Annotated in this window: 21 protein-coding genes and 1 pseudogene; 7 read left to right on the forward strand and 15 right to left on the reverse strand. The window is 63.7% G+C overall.

Annotated features, from left to right (window positions below; genetic code table 11):
* Nucleotides 1-35 precede the first annotated feature (35 nt).
* Nucleotides 36-437 (forward strand): hypothetical protein, encoded by a 402-nt coding sequence (locus DAEP_RS0107770; protein WP_027244266.1) that lies wholly within the window; start codon nt 36-38, stop codon nt 435-437.
* A gap of 180 nt (nt 438-617) precedes the next feature.
* On the opposite strand, the gene DAEP_RS0107775 is transcribed toward DAEP_RS0107770, so the two are convergent.
* From DAEP_RS0107775 to proS, 6 genes are all read right to left on the reverse strand, one after another.
* A complete protein-coding gene (locus DAEP_RS0107775) occupies nt 618-959 on the reverse strand; it encodes a zinc ribbon domain-containing protein YjdM (protein ID WP_008557787.1) in 342 nt (113 codons plus the stop codon).
* Nucleotides 960-1,040: 81 nt separating this feature from the next.
* A complete protein-coding gene (locus tag DAEP_RS0107780) occupies nt 1,041-1,361 on the reverse strand; it encodes a bactofilin family protein (protein WP_008554048.1) in 321 nt (106 codons plus the stop codon).
* 500 nt (nt 1,362-1,861) lie between these two features.
* Entirely contained in the window at nt 1,862-2,161 is a 300-nt protein-coding gene (locus DAEP_RS0107790; RefSeq protein ID WP_027244267.1) for a hypothetical protein, read from the reverse strand.
* A 30-nt stretch (nt 2,162-2,191) separates the two neighbouring features.
* A complete protein-coding gene (locus DAEP_RS0107795) occupies nt 2,192-2,875 on the reverse strand; it encodes an ABC transporter ATP-binding protein (RefSeq protein WP_027244268.1) in 684 nt (227 codons plus the stop codon).
* The gene (locus tag DAEP_RS0107800) at nt 2,868-4,154 is read right to left on the reverse strand and encodes a lipoprotein-releasing ABC transporter permease subunit (protein WP_027244269.1); all 1,287 of its coding nucleotides are present in this window, start codon (nt 4,152-4,154) and stop codon (nt 2,868-2,870) included. The genes DAEP_RS0107795 and DAEP_RS0107800 overlap by 8 nt, the downstream gene beginning before the upstream one ends.
* 174 nt (nt 4,155-4,328) lie before the next feature.
* Complete coding sequence (proS, locus tag DAEP_RS0107805) at nt 4,329-5,684, reverse strand: proline--tRNA ligase (protein WP_008557483.1); 1,356 nt, start codon at nt 5,682-5,684, stop codon at nt 4,329-4,331.
* A 376-nt stretch (nt 5,685-6,060) separates the two neighbouring features.
* On the opposite strand from proS, the gene DAEP_RS0107810 reads away from it, so the two are divergent.
* Nucleotides 6,061-7,425 (forward strand): FAD-dependent oxidoreductase, encoded by a 1,365-nt coding sequence (locus tag DAEP_RS0107810; protein ID WP_027244270.1) that lies wholly within the window; start codon nt 6,061-6,063, stop codon nt 7,423-7,425.
* Complete coding sequence (locus tag DAEP_RS0107815) at nt 7,425-8,399, forward strand: isopenicillin N synthase family dioxygenase (protein WP_027244271.1); 975 nt, start codon at nt 7,425-7,427, stop codon at nt 8,397-8,399. The genes DAEP_RS0107810 and DAEP_RS0107815 overlap by 1 nt, the downstream gene beginning before the upstream one ends.
* 183 nt (nt 8,400-8,582) lie before the next feature.
* Here the strand turns inward: DAEP_RS0107815 and DAEP_RS0107820 are convergent, their stop codons facing one another.
* Nucleotides 8,583-9,353, reverse strand: a complete 771-nt coding sequence (locus tag DAEP_RS0107820) for a DUF5020 family protein (RefSeq protein WP_008554889.1) — start codon at nt 9,351-9,353, stop codon at nt 8,583-8,585.
* Between the two features lie 523 nt (nt 9,354-9,876).
* Here DAEP_RS0107820 and DAEP_RS0107825 point away from each other — a divergent pair.
* Genes DAEP_RS0107825 through DAEP_RS0107835 form a run of 3 tightly spaced genes read left to right on the forward strand, consistent with a single transcriptional unit; the run spans nt 9,877 to nt 13,308 of the window.
* A complete protein-coding gene (locus DAEP_RS0107825; RefSeq protein WP_008555502.1) occupies nt 9,877-10,950 on the forward strand; it encodes an AI-2E family transporter in 1,074 nt (357 codons plus the stop codon).
* 5 nt (nt 10,951-10,955) lie between these two features.
* On the forward strand, nt 10,956-11,663 hold the full coding sequence (locus DAEP_RS0107830) for an HdaA/DnaA family protein (protein WP_008554377.1): 708 nt from the start codon (nt 10,956-10,958) through the stop codon (nt 11,661-11,663).
* A 52-nt stretch (nt 11,664-11,715) separates the two neighbouring features.
* Nucleotides 11,716-13,308: a Ppx/GppA family phosphatase gene (locus tag DAEP_RS0107835; protein WP_027244273.1), complete on the forward strand. Its 1,593-nt coding sequence runs from the start codon at nt 11,716-11,718 to the stop codon at nt 13,306-13,308.
* A gap of 14 nt (nt 13,309-13,322) precedes the next feature.
* Here the strand turns inward: DAEP_RS0107835 and DAEP_RS22510 are convergent, their stop codons facing one another.
* The 7 genes and pseudogenes from DAEP_RS22510 to DAEP_RS0107865 all read right to left on the reverse strand — a co-directional run bounded on the left by DAEP_RS22510 (nt 13,323) and on the right by DAEP_RS0107865 (nt 17,992).
* On the reverse strand, nt 13,323-13,703 hold the full coding sequence (locus tag DAEP_RS22510; RefSeq protein ID WP_027244274.1) for a hypothetical protein: 381 nt from the start codon (nt 13,701-13,703) through the stop codon (nt 13,323-13,325).
* Nucleotides 13,704-13,858: 155 nt separating this feature from the next.
* Nucleotides 13,859-14,803 (reverse strand): hypothetical protein, encoded by a 945-nt coding sequence (locus DAEP_RS0107845; RefSeq protein WP_245595068.1) that lies wholly within the window; start codon nt 14,801-14,803, stop codon nt 13,859-13,861.
* Nucleotides 14,804-14,899: 96 nt separating this feature from the next.
* Nucleotides 14,900-14,968: pseudogene (locus DAEP_RS24540) on the reverse strand (SEC-C metal-binding domain-containing protein); the annotation flags it as partial.
* A 213-nt stretch (nt 14,969-15,181) separates the two neighbouring features.
* Entirely contained in the window at nt 15,182-16,177 is a 996-nt protein-coding gene (locus DAEP_RS0107850) for an endonuclease/exonuclease/phosphatase family protein (RefSeq protein WP_008554736.1), read from the reverse strand.
* The gene (locus DAEP_RS0107855) at nt 16,158-16,856 is read right to left on the reverse strand and encodes a molecular chaperone DjiA (protein WP_008556201.1); all 699 of its coding nucleotides are present in this window, start codon (nt 16,854-16,856) and stop codon (nt 16,158-16,160) included. The genes DAEP_RS0107850 and DAEP_RS0107855 overlap by 20 nt, the downstream gene beginning before the upstream one ends.
* Nucleotides 16,857-16,865: 9 nt before the next feature.
* On the reverse strand, nt 16,866-17,387 hold the full coding sequence (locus DAEP_RS0107860) for a GNAT family N-acetyltransferase (RefSeq protein ID WP_027244276.1): 522 nt from the start codon (nt 17,385-17,387) through the stop codon (nt 16,866-16,868).
* Complete coding sequence (locus DAEP_RS0107865; protein WP_027244277.1) at nt 17,384-17,992, reverse strand: VOC family protein; 609 nt, start codon at nt 17,990-17,992, stop codon at nt 17,384-17,386. The genes DAEP_RS0107860 and DAEP_RS0107865 overlap by 4 nt, the downstream gene beginning before the upstream one ends.
* Nucleotides 17,993-18,165: 173 nt before the next feature.
* On the opposite strand from DAEP_RS0107865, the gene DAEP_RS0107870 reads away from it, so the two are divergent.
* Entirely contained in the window at nt 18,166-18,762 is a 597-nt protein-coding gene (locus DAEP_RS0107870) for a hypothetical protein (RefSeq protein ID WP_027244278.1), read from the forward strand.
* On the opposite strand, the gene DAEP_RS0107875 is transcribed toward DAEP_RS0107870, so the two are convergent.
* Entirely contained in the window at nt 18,759-19,247 is a 489-nt protein-coding gene (locus DAEP_RS0107875; RefSeq protein ID WP_027244279.1) for an MAPEG family protein, read from the reverse strand. The genes DAEP_RS0107870 and DAEP_RS0107875 overlap by 4 nt on opposite strands.
* Nucleotides 19,248-19,395 lie beyond the last annotated feature (148 nt).

Genomic DNA, 19,395 nt, shown 5'->3' on the forward strand with positions numbered 1-19,395 from the left:
TGATAAAACGCCTCCTTACGTAAATCGCAGCATTCTTGGCGGGCTTCCTGACATGGCTGGGATTCACAGCTGTTGAGGTTATCAACCCGTTTCTTCCTTGGCAGTATCCGGTTCTGGCTCTGTTTACCGGCATGTCCTTTCCGGGCGGCGCGCCACCCGGCCTGCATTATCTCAATCATGCGGCGGAAACCTGGTTTCCTTTCCTCGTGGCCTTCCTGACCGCCTATATCCTGACAAAGAGGAGAGCCAGTGTCCGAGGCGCTCTGGCCCTTTATGCCACCTTCCTCTTTTGGTCTTTTTGCATGGTGGTTCTAGCCGGCGCAGGCATTTCCTTGCCGGCCGTTTTCTGGATCGGGCTTTCCGGAACCTTTGCAGGCGGAGCTATCCTCTATTTTCGTTTGGTTGATCGCTCGTCAGGGACCGGCTCGCCGAAGTAACTCTCCGGCCGGCATGGCACAACGCCTGCTGCCGCCCTCAGCCTGGCGCGCGGCACCGTTCGTTACCAGTGGTCAGAACTGACCACTATTCCAACTGGCGGGAGCATTGGAGCCAGCACGCCGCAGCCGTGACCTCCCGCAATGCCAGACCTGCGGCTTCCGGCGCGGCGCAATATGGTCTTACCCTGAGACCTTCTTCACAAACTGCGACTTCAGCCCGATCGGCCCCACACCCGGCACCTTGCAGTCAATGTCGTGATCGCCGTCCACCAGCCGGATGCCGCGCACCTTGGTGCCGACCTTGATGACCGAGGACGTCCCCTTCAGTTTCAAATCCTTGATCACCGTCACGGTGTCGCCGTCCGCCAGCAGATTGCCGACGCTGTCGCGCACCTCTTTGGTGCCGCCCGCGGCCTCCCCCGCCGCCCACTCATGGGCGCATTCGGGGCAGATCAGCAGGGCATCCACCTGATACGTATAGGCAGAGGAACATTCGGGGCACGGCGGCAAGGTATCAGTCATCCCCCGCAGTTAGCCGGCACGGCGTCTCAGAGCCAGACCGAAATTTCCGGTCCGCGCTGGAACCGCCCCCGTATCCCGGCCTCAGCCGGTCTTGCCGCTGACCTTGATGTTGCCTTGCAGCTGGGCGCCGCTTTCGGTCGACATGCTCTGGGCGGAGACATCCGCCTGCACCTTCGAACCAGCGGCGAGCCGCAGGTCCTCGCACTGGATCCTGCCGCTGTAGACGCCTTCGACGGTGACCGATTTCGCGCTCAGCGCGCCGTCCACGGTGCCGCCTTCCAGCACCGTCACCGCCTGCGCCGACACATCGCCGACCACCCGGCCGCGCACTTCGACGCTGCCCTTGCTGGAGGTGATATTGCCTTCGATCGTCACATCTTTCTCGATTACCGAATTCACCACGTCTCAGCCCTTTCTGCGCATCCCCGGACAGCCTACCCCGCCCAGGGTATTTTGAACAGTTGTTAGCAAACAGCCGCGCCGGGGCCAAAGCCGCAGCTGTCCGGGCGGCAAGGTTCCGCCGCCTTGTCCGCTGGCAGCCGCCTATTCCACCTGCGGAAACAGAAGGAACGCCGCAAACAGCGCAACCGCCGAAGCATCGCGCAACAGCACCACGAGGTCTTTCAGGAGTGAGACCGTCTTCTGCATCTGAACCCGCCGTCACTGGAACCATACCAGGACTGAGTGGACCGGGAGGTTCGCACAGGTCAAATGGCAGGCGAGCGCCTGCCTGCGGGGTGGCGCTGCAACGCTTGTGAGGGGCAGTTTATCCCAGCAACGTCCGTACAAGCTATCTTAGGTCCACTGCACCAGCAAAAGCGCCAGCCCGGTGGGGCGGGCAGGCGCTCGCCCGGCGGCGCTGCGCGCCTTGTTCCGGGCTGAAGTAAATCAGATATCTTGGTTCAATTCTTGCAGTGCAATAATTGGTCGATGATCCCTTCGATAACGTACCCTAACCCATTGAGTTCGCCATCGCTGCCAATGCCCTCCGCAACGAGCTCATCGCTGAGTGCATCCAGTAGGAAATCCAGCTCCTCAGGGCTGAACTCACCCTTTGCTTTGGCGCGGCCCTTGGAGAGTTTGGCATGAAATTTCCCAAGTAGGCCAGGCTTCGTATACCCGCCTTTTGAGAAACGGTCCGCGGGCAAACCATTTAGAAAATCTAGGGCTGCCTGCTCCACCTCAATTTCTATCCGGGCCAAAACACTCTCCTTTCACGGCAACTGCCCCGCCTAAACCGGCACCAGCAGCCCGTTCTCCAGCTTCACCTGCCGATCCATCCGCGCCGCCAGATCCAGGTTGTGGGTGGCAATCAGCGCCGACAGGCCGGTGCCGCGCACCAGCTCCATCAGCGCCGCAAACACCTGATCGGAGGTACCGGGGTCCAGGTTCCCTGTCGGCTCATCCGCCAGCAGCACCCGCGGGGCATTGGCCAGCGCCCGGCAAAAGGCGACCCGCTGCTGCTCGCCGCCCGACAGCGCCGCCGGGCGGTGGTCGGCGCGTGCCGCCAGCCCCACGGTGCCCAACAGCTGCGCCGCCCGCGCCACCGCGGCCTTTTGCGTGGCCCCATTGGCCAGTTGCGGCAGCACGATGTTTTCCAGCGCCGAAAACTCCGGCAGCAGGTGGTGGAACTGGTAGACAAACCCCACCTCCTGACGGCGCACGCGGGTGCGGCGGCGGTCGCCCTTGCGGGTCACGTCCTCACCCGCAACGCGCACCTCTCCCGCGTCCGGCGTGTCCAGAAGGCCGGCAATATGCAACAGCGTCGACTTGCCCGCGCCCGACGGCGCCACCAGCGCCACCACTTCGCCTGCCCGCAGGCTCAGGTCGGCGCCGCGCAGCACATCGACCTGCCCCGGCGTGCCAGTCAGGTAGGATTTGGTGATCCCCTTCAGCTCCAGCGTGATCTCACTCATAGCGCAGCGCCTCCACCGGGTTCAGGCGCGCCGCGCGGCGGGCCGGGAAAATGGTCACGAAGAACGACAGCCCCAGCGACAGCGCCGTGGCGGAGAGCACATCGGCCAGCCGCAGCTCCGCGGGCAGCGCATAGATGCCGCGGATCGACGGGTCCCAGACGCCGCCGCCCATGACGTAGTTCACGAAGGAAAAGATCGGGTCGATATACAGCGCAAACAGGCACCCCAGCACCACGCCGCAAATAGTGCCGATGACGCCGGTGAAGGCGCCGCAGATGAAGAACACCCGCATGATGGACCCTTCGCTGAGGCCGATGGTGCGCAGGATGCCGATGTCGCGGCCCTTGTTCTTGACCAGCATGATCAGGCCCGAGACGATGTTCATCGCCGCGATCAGCACAAGGATCGACAGGATGATGAACATCACGTTGTCCTCGACCTCCAAGGCGCGCAGGAAGCCGCCGGAGGCATCGCGCCAGGTCCACACCCCGGCGGTGCCGCCCGCCGCCTGCTGGATATCCAGCGCCAGCGCATCGGCGTTTTCGGGGTTGTCGACCATCACCTCGATCTCATCCGCCACGCCCTCGCGGTTGAAGAAGGCCTGCGCCTCGGCAAAGGGCAGATAGACGCGGGTGCGGTCGATGTCCCAGCGCCCGGCGGTGAAGACATAGACCACCTCATAGGCATTGACCCGCGGGCTGGTGCCAAAGGCGGTCTTGACGCCGTTGGGCGAGATCAGCTTGATCTTGTCGCCCACGCTCACCCCCAGCTCCCGCGCCACGCCGGAGCCGATGGCGATGCCGTCCTCGAACCGCGCCAGGTCGCCCACGGACTCCTCGCTTTGCGCCACGCCCGGGATGCCCTGGATATCCTTGGCGGAGATGCCGAACACCTCGACGCCTGCGTTGCGCTGGCGCAGGTTGGCCATCACCTGCCCCTTGACCAGCGGTGCGGCACGGGTGACGCCGGGCACCGCGGCGACGGTCTCTGCCAGCGCCTCGTAGTCTTTCAGCGAGCGGTCCAGCACCCCGGCCTCATTCACCTCGCCGTAGGAATAGACGGTGACATGGGCATTGGCGCCCAGGATGGTGCCGACGAACTCCGACCGGAAGCCGGAGCGCACCGCCAGCGTGGCAATCAGCGCAAAGACCGCAAGGGTGATGCCGATCAGGCTGATCCAGGTCATCACGCTGACCCCGCCCTCGGCCTTGCGGGCGCGCAGATAGCGCCAGGCGATGATCCATTCGAAACGGGAAAACGGCGGTGGTGTCGTGGCCATGTAGGGGTCCTGCCCGGGAAATTTGCCTGCAACCTGTGCTGCCTAACGCGCGGGGTCAAGGTGCGGTTGCGTATCCGCCGGTAATCCGCCGGCGAGCCAGCCGCGCCGTGCGGCAAAAAAAGGGAGCGTTGCCGCTCCCCCTTGCAAAATTTGTCAGCCGGTTCCCCGTGCTGCTCAGAACCCGCGGCCGGTGCGGTGCTTTTCGTAGATGGAAACCACCTTCTTCACCGCTTCTTCCGGGCTCAGCTCCTCGCTCTCGCCGGTGCGGCGCGAGGTCAGCTCCACCACGCCGTTCTTCAGGCCGCGCGGGCCGACGGTGATGCGCCAGGGCAGACCAATCAGGTCCATGGTGGCAAACTTGCCGCCCGCACGCTCGTTGCGGTCGTCATAGAGCGGATCCAGACCGGCCGCGCTCAGCGCCGCATAGAGCTGGTTGCAGGCCGCGTCCGCCTCGTCATCGCCCTGCTTGAGGTTCACGATGCCGCAATGGAACGGGGTCACGCCCTCGGGCCAGATGATGCCGTTGTCGTCGTGGCTGGCCTCGATGATGGCGCCCAGCAGGCGCGACACGCCAATGCCGTGGCTGCCCATGTGGACCGGCACCGGCTTGCCGTCGGGGCCCTGCACGGTGGCGCCCATCGACTCGGAATACTTGGTGCCGAAGTAGAAGATCTGCCCCACTTCGATGCCGCGCGCCACCCGGCGGCGCTCTTCCGGAATCTGGTTGAACAGGGCCTCGTCATGGGTCTCGTCGGTGCGGGCATAGCGGGAGGTGAATTCCTCCAGCACCGCCTGGCACTGTTCGACGCTGTCATAGTCGATGTCGCGGTCGCCGAAGGTCAGGTCGGTCACGGCGCTGTCATAGAACACCTCGGACTCGCCGGTTTCCGCGAGCACCAGGAATTCATGGGTATAGTCGCCGCCGATCGGGCCGCCGTCGGCGCGCATCGGGATCGCCTGAAGCCCCATGCGTTCATAGGTGCGCAGGTAGCTGACCAGGTGGCGGTTGTAGGCGTGCAGCGCGTCTTCCTTGCTGAGGTCGAAGTTGTAGCCGTCCTTCATGTAGAACTCGCGGCCCCGCATCACGCCGAAGCGCGGGCGGATCTCGTCGCGGAACTTCCACTGCACCTGATACATGGTCAGCGGCAGATCCTTGTAGGAGGACACATGCGCCCGGAAGATGTCGGTGATCATCTCCTCGTTGGTGGGGCCGAACAGCATGTCGCGGTCGTGGCGGTCCTTGATGCGCAGCATTTCCTGGCCGTAATCGTCATAGCGGCCCGACTCGCGCCACAGGTCGGCGGGCTGCATTGTCGCCATCAGCATCGGGATATGGCCCGCGCGGATCTGCTCGTCATGGACGATGCTTTCGATCTTCTTCAGCACCTTGAAGCCCAGCGGCAGCCAGGAATAGATCCCGGCGGAGGATTGCTTGATCATCCCGGCGCGCAGCATCAGCCGGTGGCTGACGATCTGGGCTTCCGAGGGGTTCTCTTTCAGAACCGGCAGAAAATAGCGGGACAGGCGCATCTTGGCTCCATCGGTGATGTGGGTTCTCGTTCCCGCCCGGTTTAGTGGGTGATGGGGGTGCGGGCAAGGGGATGATCCGTTGCGGCGGTATGCGGCCCGTACCGGCTTCTGCCGTAACGGTGGCTGCTTGCCCTCTTGGGACGTGGGGCGCCAGCCGCACGGCCCGCGCCTGACCTTCCCCGCGGGAAGGCGCTTCACGCCTCCCCAAGGTCAGGCCCGGGCCTTGTGTCGCGTGACGCCGGACGCAAAGCGTGCCTTGGCCTGCCCTCTCCCATGCCGCTTTCCGCCCTTCCTGCCGCAAAAGAACTTGAACCGTTGTTCAAGATTCGAAACTGTTACCGGAAACACCGCTCTCAGGGACAAGGGAGAGAGAGACGTGGCCAAGACCATTCTGGAGCCGGCACGGGAGATCCCGGTCATTCATGAAACCGAAGTGCTGGTGGTGGGCTCCGGTCCCGGCGGGCTGGCGGCGGCCTTGGCCGCCGCGCGCGCAGGCGTGGAGGTCACGCTGCTGGACCGCTTCGGCTGCTTTGGCGGCAATATCACCACCGTGGGCGTCGAGGGCTTTGCGTGGTACCGGCACGAGGAAACGGTGGAGGCCGGCGGCATCGGCTGGGAGTTCGAGGAACGCGCCAGGGCCATGGGCGCGGCAGTGCCGGAGAGCCAGTCGCTGTCCTATGAACTGGACAGCGAAGGCTTCAAGCTGGTGGCGGACAAGCTGGTCGAGGAAGCAGGCATCCACCCGATGCTGCACCGGGTGTTCGTGGCGCCGGTCCGCGAGGGCAACAGGATCACCGGCGTCATCGTCGAGAGCAAGGCGGGCCGCGAGGCCATTCTGGCGCAGCGGGTGATCGACGCCACCGGCGACGCCGACATCGCGCATATGATGGGTGCGCCTTGCGTGAAAACCCCGGTGGAGCGGATGCAGGCGGCCAGCGTGATGTTCCACATCGCGGGCGTCGACAAGCAGGCCTTCATGGAGGGCGTGAAGGCCGATCCGCAGACCTATGCAAACTGGTCGACCGGAGAATGGCAGGTGGAGACCTCGGGCAAGGAGGACGATATGTTCTCTCCTTTCCTGGCCAAGCCCTTTGCCCAGGCAATCCGCGACGGGGTGATCCCGGCGCATCTGAACACCATCGGCGGCACCTGGGGCGCGGTGCATGACAGCGGCGAGATGACCTATATGAATCTGGTGCATCTGGCGGGCATCGACGGCACCGACCCCGACAGCATGACCAAGGGCGAGATCGAGGGGCGCCGCCAGGCGATGCACGCGATTGATGCCTTGCGCGCCTATACACCGGGCTGCGCGGGCGCGCGCTTGAGGAACTTCGGCATGACCATCGGCATCCGCGACACCCGCAAGATCGACGCGGTGCATAACATCACCGAGGACGAGACCCGCAACCAGGGCCGGTTCGAGGACACCATCGGGATTTACCCCGAGTTCATCGACGGCTACGGGGTACTGATCCTGCCCACCACCGGGCGCTACATGCAGATCCCCTACCGGTCGATGCTGCCCAAGGGGGTGGAGGGCCTGCTGGTCACTGGCCGCGCCATCGGCGGCGACCGGATCGCCCACGCAGCGACGCGCAACATGGCCTGCTGCGCAGTGGCCGGTCAGGGTGCGGGCATTGCAGCGGCGCTGTCGGTGAAGGCTGACTGCGCGCTGGACGCGGTGGACATCGCGGGGGTGCAAGGAGAGCTGAAGCGCCAGGGCGTGAGGATCCATTAATGCAGATGATCCCCACCATCGACATCACACCGCTGCGCGAGGGGGACCATCCGCAGCGGCAGCAGACCGTTGCCGCCATTCTGGCGGCGGCTCAGGACATCGGCTTTCTGTCGATCACCGGCACCGGCGTTGCGCCGGAGACCGTGGAGGCGGTGCGGAATACTGTCCGCGCGATCTTTGATGTGCCGGAGAACTCCAAGTGGGAACAGGCGATTACGCGGGAAAATTACCGCGGCTATATCCCGATGGGTTTTTTCACGCCAAACGATGGCAGCGGACCGCCTGACAAATACGAGGGCTACAAGCTGCATCATGAGGTGGCGGCAGGTGATCCCATCTGCGACGCCTGCCCGCTTTACGGCCCCAACCGCTGGCCCGCCGAGGTGCCGGAAGCGCGCGAAGTGATCCTGGGCTACTGGGCGCAGCTCGACGGCGTGTTCCACCTGCTTTTGGGCGCGCTGGCCGAGGGGCTGGGGCTGGACCCGGCGGCGTTCCGGGAACCGTTTGCGGCGCCGCTCACCAATATGTCCCTGCTGCACTACCCGCCGCAAGCGCCGGAAGAGGAAGGCTTTGGCATCCACCCGCACAAGGACACCGACGCGCTGACCATCATCGCGCCGGACCCGGTGGGGGGCTTGGAGGTGCAGACGCGTGACGGCGGCTGGATCACGCCCGACTGCCCGCCCGGCGGCTTTGTGGTGAATATCGGCGACATGCTGGAGCTGTGGTCCGGCGGGCGGCTGGTCTCCACCCCGCACCGGGTGGTGAACAGATCCGGGCGGGAGCGCTACTCCTTCCCCTATTTCGCGGTGCCGCGCCATGACGTGGTTGTGCAGCCGCTGCTGCCGCCGGTCGAAGGCTTCAACCGCCCGGCGGTGCATTGCGGCCACTGGTCGGCGGAGATTTGGCGCACCAACTGGCCGGATGAGGATGCCGGCGAAGACACGCCGGAGCTGGGCACCATCCATAGCTGAAGAAACGCCCCGCCGCACCAGTCAGGCGGGCCAGCATTCTCAATTCAGCTTTGCCGTTCGGGGAAAATCGATCCACAGAAAAACCAAAGGCAAAGACCCCTCCGGAAGAATCCGGATGGCACATCTTTTAACTTGGTTTTTGAAATGCGCAGGCCTAATCAGGCCTGCGCATTTATTCCTTCCTCAGAACTTAAAGGCTGCAAATACCGAGAGTGAATCCTCGTCCGCAGAGGCCACACCGAATTTGTTTTCGAAATAATTGTATTCCAGACCGATCTGGAACACCCCGGGCTTGTTACCCATCGCATGGCCCGCATCCCAGCGCAGCTGCGGCGAGAACAGGATCTGGTTGTCGACTCCCTGTCCCCGTTCTCCGATGAAGTCCGCAAATCCCTTGAATAGAAACTTCTGGCTGCCGATGTCAAACGGCCGGTCCCACACCAGCGTTGCCTGATAGGTTGTATCCAAGTCCCTGCCAAACGGATCTGTCACCGTGTCATAGGCATAGAGCCCCAGGCTGAGCACCCGGAAGCCTGGCACGTTGAACGATACCCGCGGACCGATCAAAGCTGCTGTAAAATCAGTTCCCTGGTTGATCGAAGCGCCAAGCGCGACATCCTTGATCAAGCCATCACCGAAGGAGAGTCCTGCGTTCCGGCCGGAAAAATGCATGTAGATTTCCCCATATTGATCGCTCTTGCGGCCGGTGCCGTCCCCATCCGAGAAGAAGTCGACAAAGAAGTACAGATCCCCCCAATCCCGGACCGTGATGTGATCCAGCGTGACAGTTGTCCGGCTGGTTTCATTAATGCCATTCCGGCCGAACAAGTAGCCGTCACCCTGATGCAGCTGCACCTCGGTCGCCGAAAAGCCCTGGGCCCCGGCGGTTTGGGGCAAGGCTGTAACCACAGCTAATGCGCCTGCGGCGAGCAGGCTTTTAACGTATTTTCTCATTAGTCCCTCCCAAAAATCTTCACCGCCCGAAAAGAAGCCAAACTCCTCCGGTCAATTACTTTCCAAAACGGTGTACCTAAAAATACAAACTGCGGAGCTTTCTCAAATAAAATCGAAGCCGAGACGCTTGCGGCACCCGAACCGAATCGCCCCTTAAAGAATCCAGGCATCTTGGCGCAACAAACTGTTTTCGCACTGAATATTTTTCGTTTTCAATTGAGAAATTCCGCATCTTCAGAAACAAACCGAAGGTCTCTCAAAAAAACCAAGGGGATCGGCAAGACTGTTGAGCGGCGATCAGACCGCCTGAGCACCGTTTGCAGTGCCGGCTGATCGCCCGGCGCCTGACACCGCCTGCTCCGCCAGTCCGGAGATGTCCCCCACTTGCCCCCGGCCTTTTGCGCCTTATCCCCGTCTTGCCCACAGGCGATTTGCCCGCGGCCCTTGCAAGCGCCTGCCCCATCGGGGAAGACTACCGCCAAGGATCCTGAACCAAAACGGGCCAAGGGCGGGCTGTCTGATCATGGCGCTACCAGCAAAGAAACAGTTTAAATACTGGGGCGTTGCCGCCCTGGCCTTTGCCGTGGTGATGTGGTCGCTTGGCCATGTGCTGCTGCCCTTCATCCTGGGCGCGGCGATTGCCTATATGATCGACCCGATTGCCGACCGGCTGGAGGCCTGGGGGATGAGCCGCGCGGGCGCCACCGCCACCATCACGGTGGGCACGCTGGTGGTGTTCGTGCTGCTGCTTCTGGTGGTGGTGCCGACGCTGATCTACCAGATGATCGACCTTGCCAATGTGCTGCCCAAGCTGATCGGCGATGCGCGCAACTTCGTCAATGAGCGCTTCCCGGCGGTCTTTGAACAGGACAGCCGCATCCACCAGGCGATCACCGCCCTGGCCGAGACCCTGCAGTCGCGCGCAGTGCAGGTGCTGCAATCGGTGGCAGGCTCTGCGGTGTCGCTGCTGAATGTGGTGGTGCTTCTGGTGATCGTGCCGGTGGTGGCGGTCTACATGCTGCTGGACTGGGACCGGATGATCGCCCGCATCGACGAGCTGCTGCCGCGCGACCACCAGCCGGTGATCCGCCGCCTGGCCGGTGACATCGACGCGGCGCTGGCCTCCTTCATCCGCGGCATGGGCACGGTCTGCCTGATCCTTGGCACCTATTATGCCGTGGCGCTGATGCTGGTCGGGCTGAACTTTGGCCTCGCCGTCGGGTTCATTGCCGGGCTGGTCACCTTCATTCCCTATCTCGGCGCGCTGATCGGCGGCGCGCTGGCGATCGGGCTGGCGCTGTTCCAGTTCTGGGGCGACTGGGTCTCGATCGGGCTGGTGGCGCTTATCTTTGTCGTCGGCCAGGTGGTCGAGGGCAACTTCCTGACGCCCAAGCTGGTGGGTGACTCGGTCGGGCTGCACCCGGTCTGGCTCTTGCTGGCGCTGTCGGTGTTCGGTGCCCTGTTCGGCTTTGTCGGGATGCTGATCGCGGTGCCGGTGGCGGCGGCGCTGGGGGTGATTGCCCGCTTTGTGACCGAGCAGTACCTGGACAGCCGCCTGTACCAGGGCCAGGGCCACCGGGACGCGGAAACGGAATAAACCAGATGGCACAGCAGCTGAGCTTTGATCTCCCGGCGAAACCAGCGCTGGGGCGGGAGGATTTCTTTGTCGCGCCCTCCAATGCGATGGCGGTGGCGCTTCTGGACCCGCAGTTTGCCTGGCCCAGCGGCAAGCTGGTGCTGACCGGCCCCAAGGGCGCCGGCAAGTCGCATCTGGCGCATGTCTGGGCCAGCCAGACCGGCGCCCGCATCGTTCCCGCCGCAAAGCTGACAGCCGGGGCGGTGCCGGAGCTGGCGCACGGCCCGATCGCGGTGGAGGACGTGCCGCAGATCGCTGCCGACCCCGAGCGGCAGAACGCCCTGTTCCATCTGCACAACCTGGTGCTGGCGCAGGGCCATGCGCTGGTGATGACCGGCCAGCCCGCGCCCAATCTCTGGGGCCTCAGCCTGCCCGACCTGCAAAGCCGGGTGCAGGCCGCCACCCATGCCGAGCTGCAGCCGCCGGACGACCAGCTTTTGGCGGTGGTGCTGGCCAAGCTGTTCAACGACCGCCAGATCACCCCCAAGCCGGATGTGATTCCCTATCTGGTGGCGCATATGGACCGCTCTTTTGCCGCCGCCGCGCAGATGGTGCGGCGGCTGGACCACCTGTCGCTGGCCGAAAAACGCAGCCTGACCCGGCCCCTGGCGGTGCGGGTGCTGTCGGAAAGCCGTGTCAAGGAAACGGAAAATGACGCAGCCGCAAGCGGTTGACCCCTGCCCGCCCTTCGACCATCCTGACCCCGGATTGCAAGACGGAGCCCTCATGAACGTCACCCAGGACCCCGCCGCCGCCAGCACCGATTGGGGCCCCTTCGGGCGTCCGATCTTTCATGACCCCAGCGCCCGGGCACTGTCCCGCGTCGGGGTGGTCGATGTCGGCTCCAACTCGGTCCGCCTGGTGGTCTTCGACGGTGCCGCCCGCAGCCCGGCCTATTTCTATAACGAAAAGATCATGTGCGCGCTTGGCGCGGGGCTGTCGGATTCAGGCCGCCTCAACCCAGAGGGCCGCGCCCGCGCCCTGTCGGCGCTGCACCGGTTCCAGTATCTGGCCAAGGGCATGGGGCTGCCGCCCTTGTCCGCCGTGGCCACCGCCGCCGTGCGCGACGCCGAGGACGGGCCGGAATTCTGCGCGGAAGTGCTGCGCCAGACCGGCCTCAAGATCCACGTGATCGACGGGCGCGAGGAGGCGCGGCTGTCGGCCCAGGGCGTGCTCTTGGGCTGGCCCGGCGCCTATGGCCTGGTCTGCGATATCGGCGGCTCCTCGATGGAGCTGGCGGAGATCCACGAAAACACCGTGGGCCGCCGGGTGACCTCGCCGCTGGGGCCCTTGAAGCTGTGCGACGTCAAGGGCGGGCGCAGGGGCCGCAAGGAATACATCCGCGACGTCATCGAGCAGCTTAAGGAAGAGATGGGCACCCAGCGCGACCGGCTGTTCCTGGTCGGCGGCAGCTGGCGCGCGATTGCCCGCATCGACATGCACCGGCGCGGCTATCCGCTGAAGGTGCTGCATGAATACCGGATGTCGGCCAGGGACGTGCGCGAGACCGCGCGCTATATCGAGACCCGCAGCCTCGACAAGCTGCGCGAGGCCTGCGGCGTTTCCGCCAGCCGGATGTCGCTGGTGCCTTATGCCATTGACGTGCTGACCCGGCTGATCAAGACCTTCAAGCCCAAGGACATCGCGGTGTCCAGCTATGGCATCCGCGAGGGGCTGTTGTACGAGCAGATGCCGCAGCGGCTGCGCGCCCGCGATCCGCTGATCGAAGCCTCCCGCTTTGCCGAGATGAAGGACGCCCGCGTCCCCGGCTTCGGCAAGACGCTCTATGATTTCGTGAGCCCCCTGTTCAGCGGCGCCCGCCACAGCAAGCGGCGGCTAGTGAAGGCCGCCTGCCTGTTGCACGACGTCAGCTGGCGGGCGCATCCCGACTACCGCGCCGAGGTCTGTTTCGACAACGCCACCCGCGCCAACCTGGGCGGGCTGAAGCATTCGGAGCGGGTGTTCCTGGGGCTGGCGCTCTTGCACCGCTACAGCAACAAGCGGCGCGGCAGCACCTTTGAAAACCTCTATAGCCTGCTGGACGAAAAGGGCCAGCACGAGGCCGAGGTGCTGGGCAAGGCGATGCGCTTCGGCGCCATGCTGATGGTCACCGGCAACGGCCACATCGGCACGCTGCGCTGGCAGCCGCGCAAGCGGGTGCTGCATGTGGAGCTGCCGGACGCGGCGCGGCCGCTTTACGGCGAGGTTGCCGAGGCCCGGCTGCAATCGCTGGGCAAGGCGCTGGAGGCGGAGGTGGAGCTGAAGTTCAGCAAGCCCGCGCCGCCCCCGGAGGCAGAGGCAGAGGCAGAGGCGGAATAATCCGGCCGGAGGCGTCAGATCTCGGTGACGCCTTTCTCATCCTCACTGTCCTTGGCGGCGGGGGCGTTGTCCTTGGGTTTCTTGCGGATGATGATATCGCCGTTGGGCAGGATTTCGGGCATCTCATAGACGCTCCAGTCCTCCACCTCCTTGGCGATACCGGCCAGCGCGGGGCCCATCTGCGCCAGGAATTCAGCCATCGAGGGGCCGAACTCCGCCATCATGCCCTGCAGGTCCTCCAGCGCCGGCGCCATCTCCTGGCGCAACCCCTCCCAGAACAGCTCCGCGCCGCGCTCCATCAGCGAGGGTCCGCTGTCCTCCCCTTCCGCGTCCTGGGCGGCAAGCGGGCTGGAGAGGAGGGCAATGAGGGCGGCGGGCAGAAGGATCTGTTTCATGGGGCTAATATAGGGCCGCCTGCTCCGCGCGAACAGAGGGGTGCGGAACAAGGGGCGGGTTTGGCGGGGGAGGTGCGGGACAGAGCGGACTTTCGCCGCGGCTGCGCCAATGGCCGCAAACCGCAAAATCGCTAAGGCGAAACGCTAGGTCGTGGTCAGACTTGAAACGATCCTGCTGACGCAGGCAGTGGAAAATCTACATCGAAGTGAACAGGCATTGATGGGACACTGCCCATCACGTCGAGACCGTCGGATGCAAGTTGGTTGAGCCGCTCTTTCTGTTTGCCATCCAAACCTTGGAACCAATCGGGATCGAAAAATACGTTCTCCACATGCTTCATCACAAACTGAAGACACGCTGAAGCTCGTTGATCATCCGGCAGTGCCAAAAGCTGCTCGGCGATGACATACCCCGGCGCATCAGTGATGTTTCGCCAAGAAACACAAATCATTGCGCTGGAGACACCTGCAAACGAAGAAACGATAATCTGTTCAAGAAGTTCGTCCACATACCCTTTCTGAAGCTCTCCGCCGTTCAAGTCGGTAAAGGGCGACCAAGCGCCTGCAAACATGAACGGCAAAGGTGCCGCAAATTTAAAGACAAGCGAACTAAGTATATTGGGGCGGGCATCCACCAGTGCAGTGGTCAAGGCATCATGTGTAGCCTTTAGTTCGCGTCGCGCAGCTTCATTCCCTTTGTCTATCTCGTCCAGCATTTGCTGTAGCATGATTTGCTCGAAAGGTTTCAAGCCCTTGTCGGCATCCCGCAACGTTTCTCGCAAATGCGCTCCAGCATCCTTCCCATAGAGTTCTCGGCTCATCGTGCGATAGGCCACCGCAAGGCACTGATCTGGTCGTCCCGTAAATGCTTCGTTCTCGATACAGGAGAAAAGCTCTCGATCATGTTTGCCGCAAAAACCGTGGAACACCGACGCATCTTTGACGCCGATCTTCTTCACAGATAGCTTTCCGCCGTTCTTGTTCATGTCCGAAATGCTCGCAACATATTGCAGCACGTGGCCATCTTTCGCGATCTTGGTCAGGTTAGGGCCGCGCGAGACGGTATGAGCTTTGATTATGCCACCGTCACAGTCACCCATACCCACATCGCGCGCACAGCATTTCTTTTGGGAAAAGGCTTTTCGATTCGTGTTTACAGCATCCCAAGGGTTCCCCTTGAGTTGAATGTCTCGGCCGAGGTGGCACTTCTTAAATTTCTTGCCTGAGCCGCACCAGCAGGGGGCGTTTAGCTCTCTGCCCTTCATCGCGTGTGTTTCAGGTGAATTATGGGTTCGAATTGTTTCATGATGCGCACTTTGAGAGTTGTATTCTTTCTAGCCAATAACCCATTTGGTCAGATTGTAGTCGCTCATGCAACGCACAGCATCGGTGACTCTGGGCTCAAAGCCCCCTTTCACTGCACCAGGCTTCCCAAACTCACCGCCCCTCCCCGCCAACCGGCCCGCAGCCCCCCGCCCTCACTCCAGCGCGATATCCAGCGTTACCGGGAAGTGGTCGGAGGCGTTGAGCAGCGCCTCGCGCAGTTCCTCGTCGGCGTAGCATTCGGCGTCCTCGAACGGGTGCCAGATCCGCCACTGCGGGTCAAAGCGCATCAGGCTGTGCGAGATCATCACATAGTCCAGCAGCGCCGGGAAATAGCGTTTGGTGTCAGGGTTGTAGAACCGCGAGGTGCTGGGCAGCGAGGTGGCGCGCGGCTGCAGCAGGGATTGCGCGTGGGGGTCGTTCAGCAGATCGCCCAGCACGATCTCGATCGAGGACTGGCCGAAATCCTTCTCATAGCCGTCGGCGCCGGGGCCGTCGTTCAGATCGCCCAGCACGATCACATGCTCGCCCGCCGCCACATGGTCCGCCACCCGCAGGTGCAGCCATCTGGCCTGCGCCAGCTGCTTGCGCTGGTTGGCGATGGTCAGCGCGGTGATCTCCTCCGGCGCGCTGGCCCCGTGCGGCGCCTTGGACTTCAGATGCGCGCCGATCATCCGCAGCCGGGTGCCGCCGCGGGTGGTGACGGCCAGCTCCAGCGGCGGTTTGGAGAACGCGACCGTGTCCAGATGGTCGTCCACGTCGAGGTCGATCTCGAACAGGCCGTCGAACTGCGGCGCGGCGGCGCTGGCGCGGGCGTCATGCTCTGCCGCCAGCACTTCGGGATCATAGAGCAGCGCGATCTCCTGGTGGGTGTCATTGGGAAAGCCGCTGACCGCCTCGCAGGCGCGCAGGCCCGCCTCCGCCGCAAAGGCCTCCAGCGCGCGGGTGGTGCGCTGGGTGCGGCCAGTGTTGGGGGCCTCGATCACCATGACGGCATCGGCGTCCAGGCGGCGCAGCACATGGGCAATCGCGCGCCCCTGGGTATAGCGGTCCACGCCGTAAACGCCCGACGGCTTTCCATCCAGCACCAGCCGGTCGTTCTTGTCGAACAGATAGGCGAACCATTCGATATTATACGTGGCCAGCCGCATTGCCGCCGCACCCGCTGATTTCATCCCAGGCGCGGTTGATGTCGCTCATCCGCTTTTCCGCCAGCCGCACCGCTTCTTCCGGCACGCCGCGGGCGATCATCGCATCCGGGTGGGTGTCGCGCACCAGCTGGCGCCAATGCTTGCGGATGTCTTCCTTGCTCATCTCCGGGCTGACGCCCAGCACCGTGTAGGGATCCTTGGGCGCATCCGGCACGAACCGGGCCCGCAGCGCCTGGAACTGCTGCGGGGACTGGCCGAAGATGCGGCTCACCTCCTCCAGGAACTCATTCTCGCCGGGGTGGTAGAAGCCGTCGGCCATGGCGATGTGAAACAGCCCCTCCATCAGATCGCTGAGCGTGGTCGGGTCGTCGGCAAACATCTTCTGGATGCGGCGGGCGTATTCCTGGTAGCCGGCCACATCGGTGCGCGCCATGTTGAACACCCGCGCCGCGCCGGTTTCGTCGTCCTGGGCGATCTGGAACACCTCGCGGAAGGCGGTGACCTCATCCCGCGTGACCTGGCCGTCGGCCTTGGCCATCTTGGCGCCAAGCGCAATGACGGCAATGGCAAAGGCGACGGTGCGCTCGGGCGGGGCGCGCAGGCGGTCGAAGACTTCGCTGAGGCCTTCGCCTGCGGCAAGCGCGGAGAGCGCGTCGGATATGCGGGTCCAAAGTGACATGGGTCGAGCCTATCCGGGATTGACGGCACTGTCAGGGGCGGGAATGCCCGGCGTCAGGATTTTCTGCATGAAAACAGTGTCGAGCCAGAGGCCGTTCTTGCAGCCGAGCTCCGGCATCCGGGCGGTTTCAACGTATCCCAGGGCGGCGTGAAAGGCGATGGCGCCGGGGTTGGCGCTGCTGACGCTGGCGATCAGAACGTGCAGGCCCGCTTCCCTTGCCCTGGCTTCAAGCGCCTGCATCAGCGCCCGCCCTGCCCCCTGCCCCTGTGCTGCGGGCAGCAGGTGGATGGTGTGCTCAGCCGTGAAGCGGTAGCCGGGGCCGGAGCGGAACGGGAAATAATGCGCGTGTCCGAGGATGCTGCCGTCCTGCTCCGCCACCAGATAGGCGCCGTTGCTGGCGGCGATCTGGCCGCGCACCTGCTCCGGGGTCTTCTCAACTGTGTTGAAGGTCGCCAGCGTGTCGCGGATCACCCAGTTGGCGATGGCACAGACCGCGTCGGCGTCTGCTGCTGTAGCGGGGCGGATGATCATCTGAGCTGCCTTGGCCCGTGCGGCGTATCAAACTCCGCCATCATCGCCGGCGCGCCCGGCTCCACCTTGACGCGCGGGTCGCTGAGGATGCGGTCCAGCGCCGCCTGTAGCGCTGCGGCCTCCGGGTGGCTGAGAATCAGGCGGCGCAGGCGGCAGCGGGATTGCGGCAGCCTGGCGGCGGGCGGCTCTGCCTGCCATTCAAGGACCGCGGGGAAGAGGTTGTCAAAGGGCAAGAGGCCGTCCGCAGGCACCGTCATCAGCCAGCTGAGGTCCCCGCGCTGCATCGCCACGTGCCGCTGCGCATGGGGCGGCAGCAGGGGTTTTTCCGCTTCCAGGTCCTCGCTGCGCAGGATCCAGTTGCTGAGCCGCGCCGGGCCGGTGAAGCGGTCGAGGTTGAACCAGCGCGGCTGCTCCTGCGGCCGGGCGTCCGGGTCGATGGCGATGGCCTCCAGATAGAGGCCATCCTCCAGCCCGGTCAGGCGGTTATGGGTGCCATAACGGGCGTGGGAGCCGCCGGGGCCGAGGGGAATGCCGAGGGCTTCTTCGGTATGGGCAACGGCCTCTTCCAGCGTTGCGCCGGCCACGGCCAGGTGATCGAGTATCATATGCGCCCTCCCCTTTTGCGCGTGAGACTAGCGGCGCTGCGGCGGGGTGCAAGGCGGGACTTGCGGCTTACCGGGATGGCTAAGGCTTCCAATCGGCCGAAGAGACGGATTAAGTGTAGCCAAACTTTGTTGGGACATATTAAGTGAACAGGCCGAGACCGCCCCAGGACGCAATGATCTACAAAACCAGCGATGGGCTGGAGTTCTGGATGGATTACGAGAAATCTGGTTCGCCGCCGGTGGCTCCGACAATCCGTACCAGCAACCCGGAAATCTGCATCATTTTTGTTCCGGTGACCGCCGACCACGATGACGCCTATTTGATGCATTACTATGGAACGTCAATGGTCTTTTCCAATCCCGCTCCTTCACTCCGCAGGCATTGCGATGTTCATGATAGACTGCGGGAAGAAAACCCGGATGTTGATTATGCTATCAAGTGGATAGGCAGAGATGCAAAATGGATTGAGCACACCGGTGAAAGGGATGAACGTATTCACACCATTCCGTCTGCGCGTAAATTCAGGAGCTGGCAGGAACAGGAAGAAATGACACGGCTGTTTTGCGAGCTCATGGCCTGGGGAAATTGGGGGCCATACCCGATGTATAGAGGCGGTTTCCCTCGCAATGCCGGCTCAACGTGGAAGAAGATCAACAAAAGGGTTGTTGGTTTTGACCACAAGCTGAAGGCGCGCCTGGCTGCAGGTGAATTTGTTCAGCGGTCAATAGTTGCCAGCCTATTTGGTCTCTTAAAAAAAGATCCGTTCTAAACCCAGACCGCCAGCGCCCAGATCCCGGCAATCACCGTCGGGTAAAACGTCCCGGCAAAGCCCAGCCCCCGCAGCGGCGGCGACAGGTGGTAGCCCGCCCAGAACAGAACCCGCATCAGCGCAAAGGACAGGCCAAGGGCGATGGCAACCGCGCCGCCCAGGGTGACGGCGGCAAAGGGCCAGAGGACCAGCGCCAGCACCAGCTGCTCGACGGTGTTGGCCAGCACCCGCTCGTCGATTTCCGCTGCGGAGCCGGGGGTGAAGGGATCGCCGTCGATAATGGCATCGTCGAAGAACCGCCGCTGCGCCAGTCGGCCGATGAGCAGCGCCAGCACCAGACCGGGTGCAAGGAAGGCGCCGGGCAAGGCGATGGGGGCCGGGATATAGGGCAGGCCCAGCCATTGCGGCAGGCCGGTGACCAGCACGCCCCAGAGGGCGCCGAGGGCCATGCCGGTGAGGATCTGAGGGCGTTTGGAGCGCAGCATGGCGCCACTCAACCACCGCCGCACAGATTTGCCAAGCCATGGCGCCGCCGCCCCGGCGAAAAGCTGCGGCTGGCAGCATCAAGCCTCTGAAAAACAGGATCTCCCGCCCGGCGGCGGCTTGTGCCTTTGGCACATCCGCGCCCGTTGG

The sequence above is a fragment of the Leisingera daeponensis DSM 23529 genome, assembly GCF_000473145.1.
Lineage (GTDB): Bacteria > Pseudomonadota > Alphaproteobacteria > Rhodobacterales > Rhodobacteraceae > Leisingera > Leisingera daeponensis.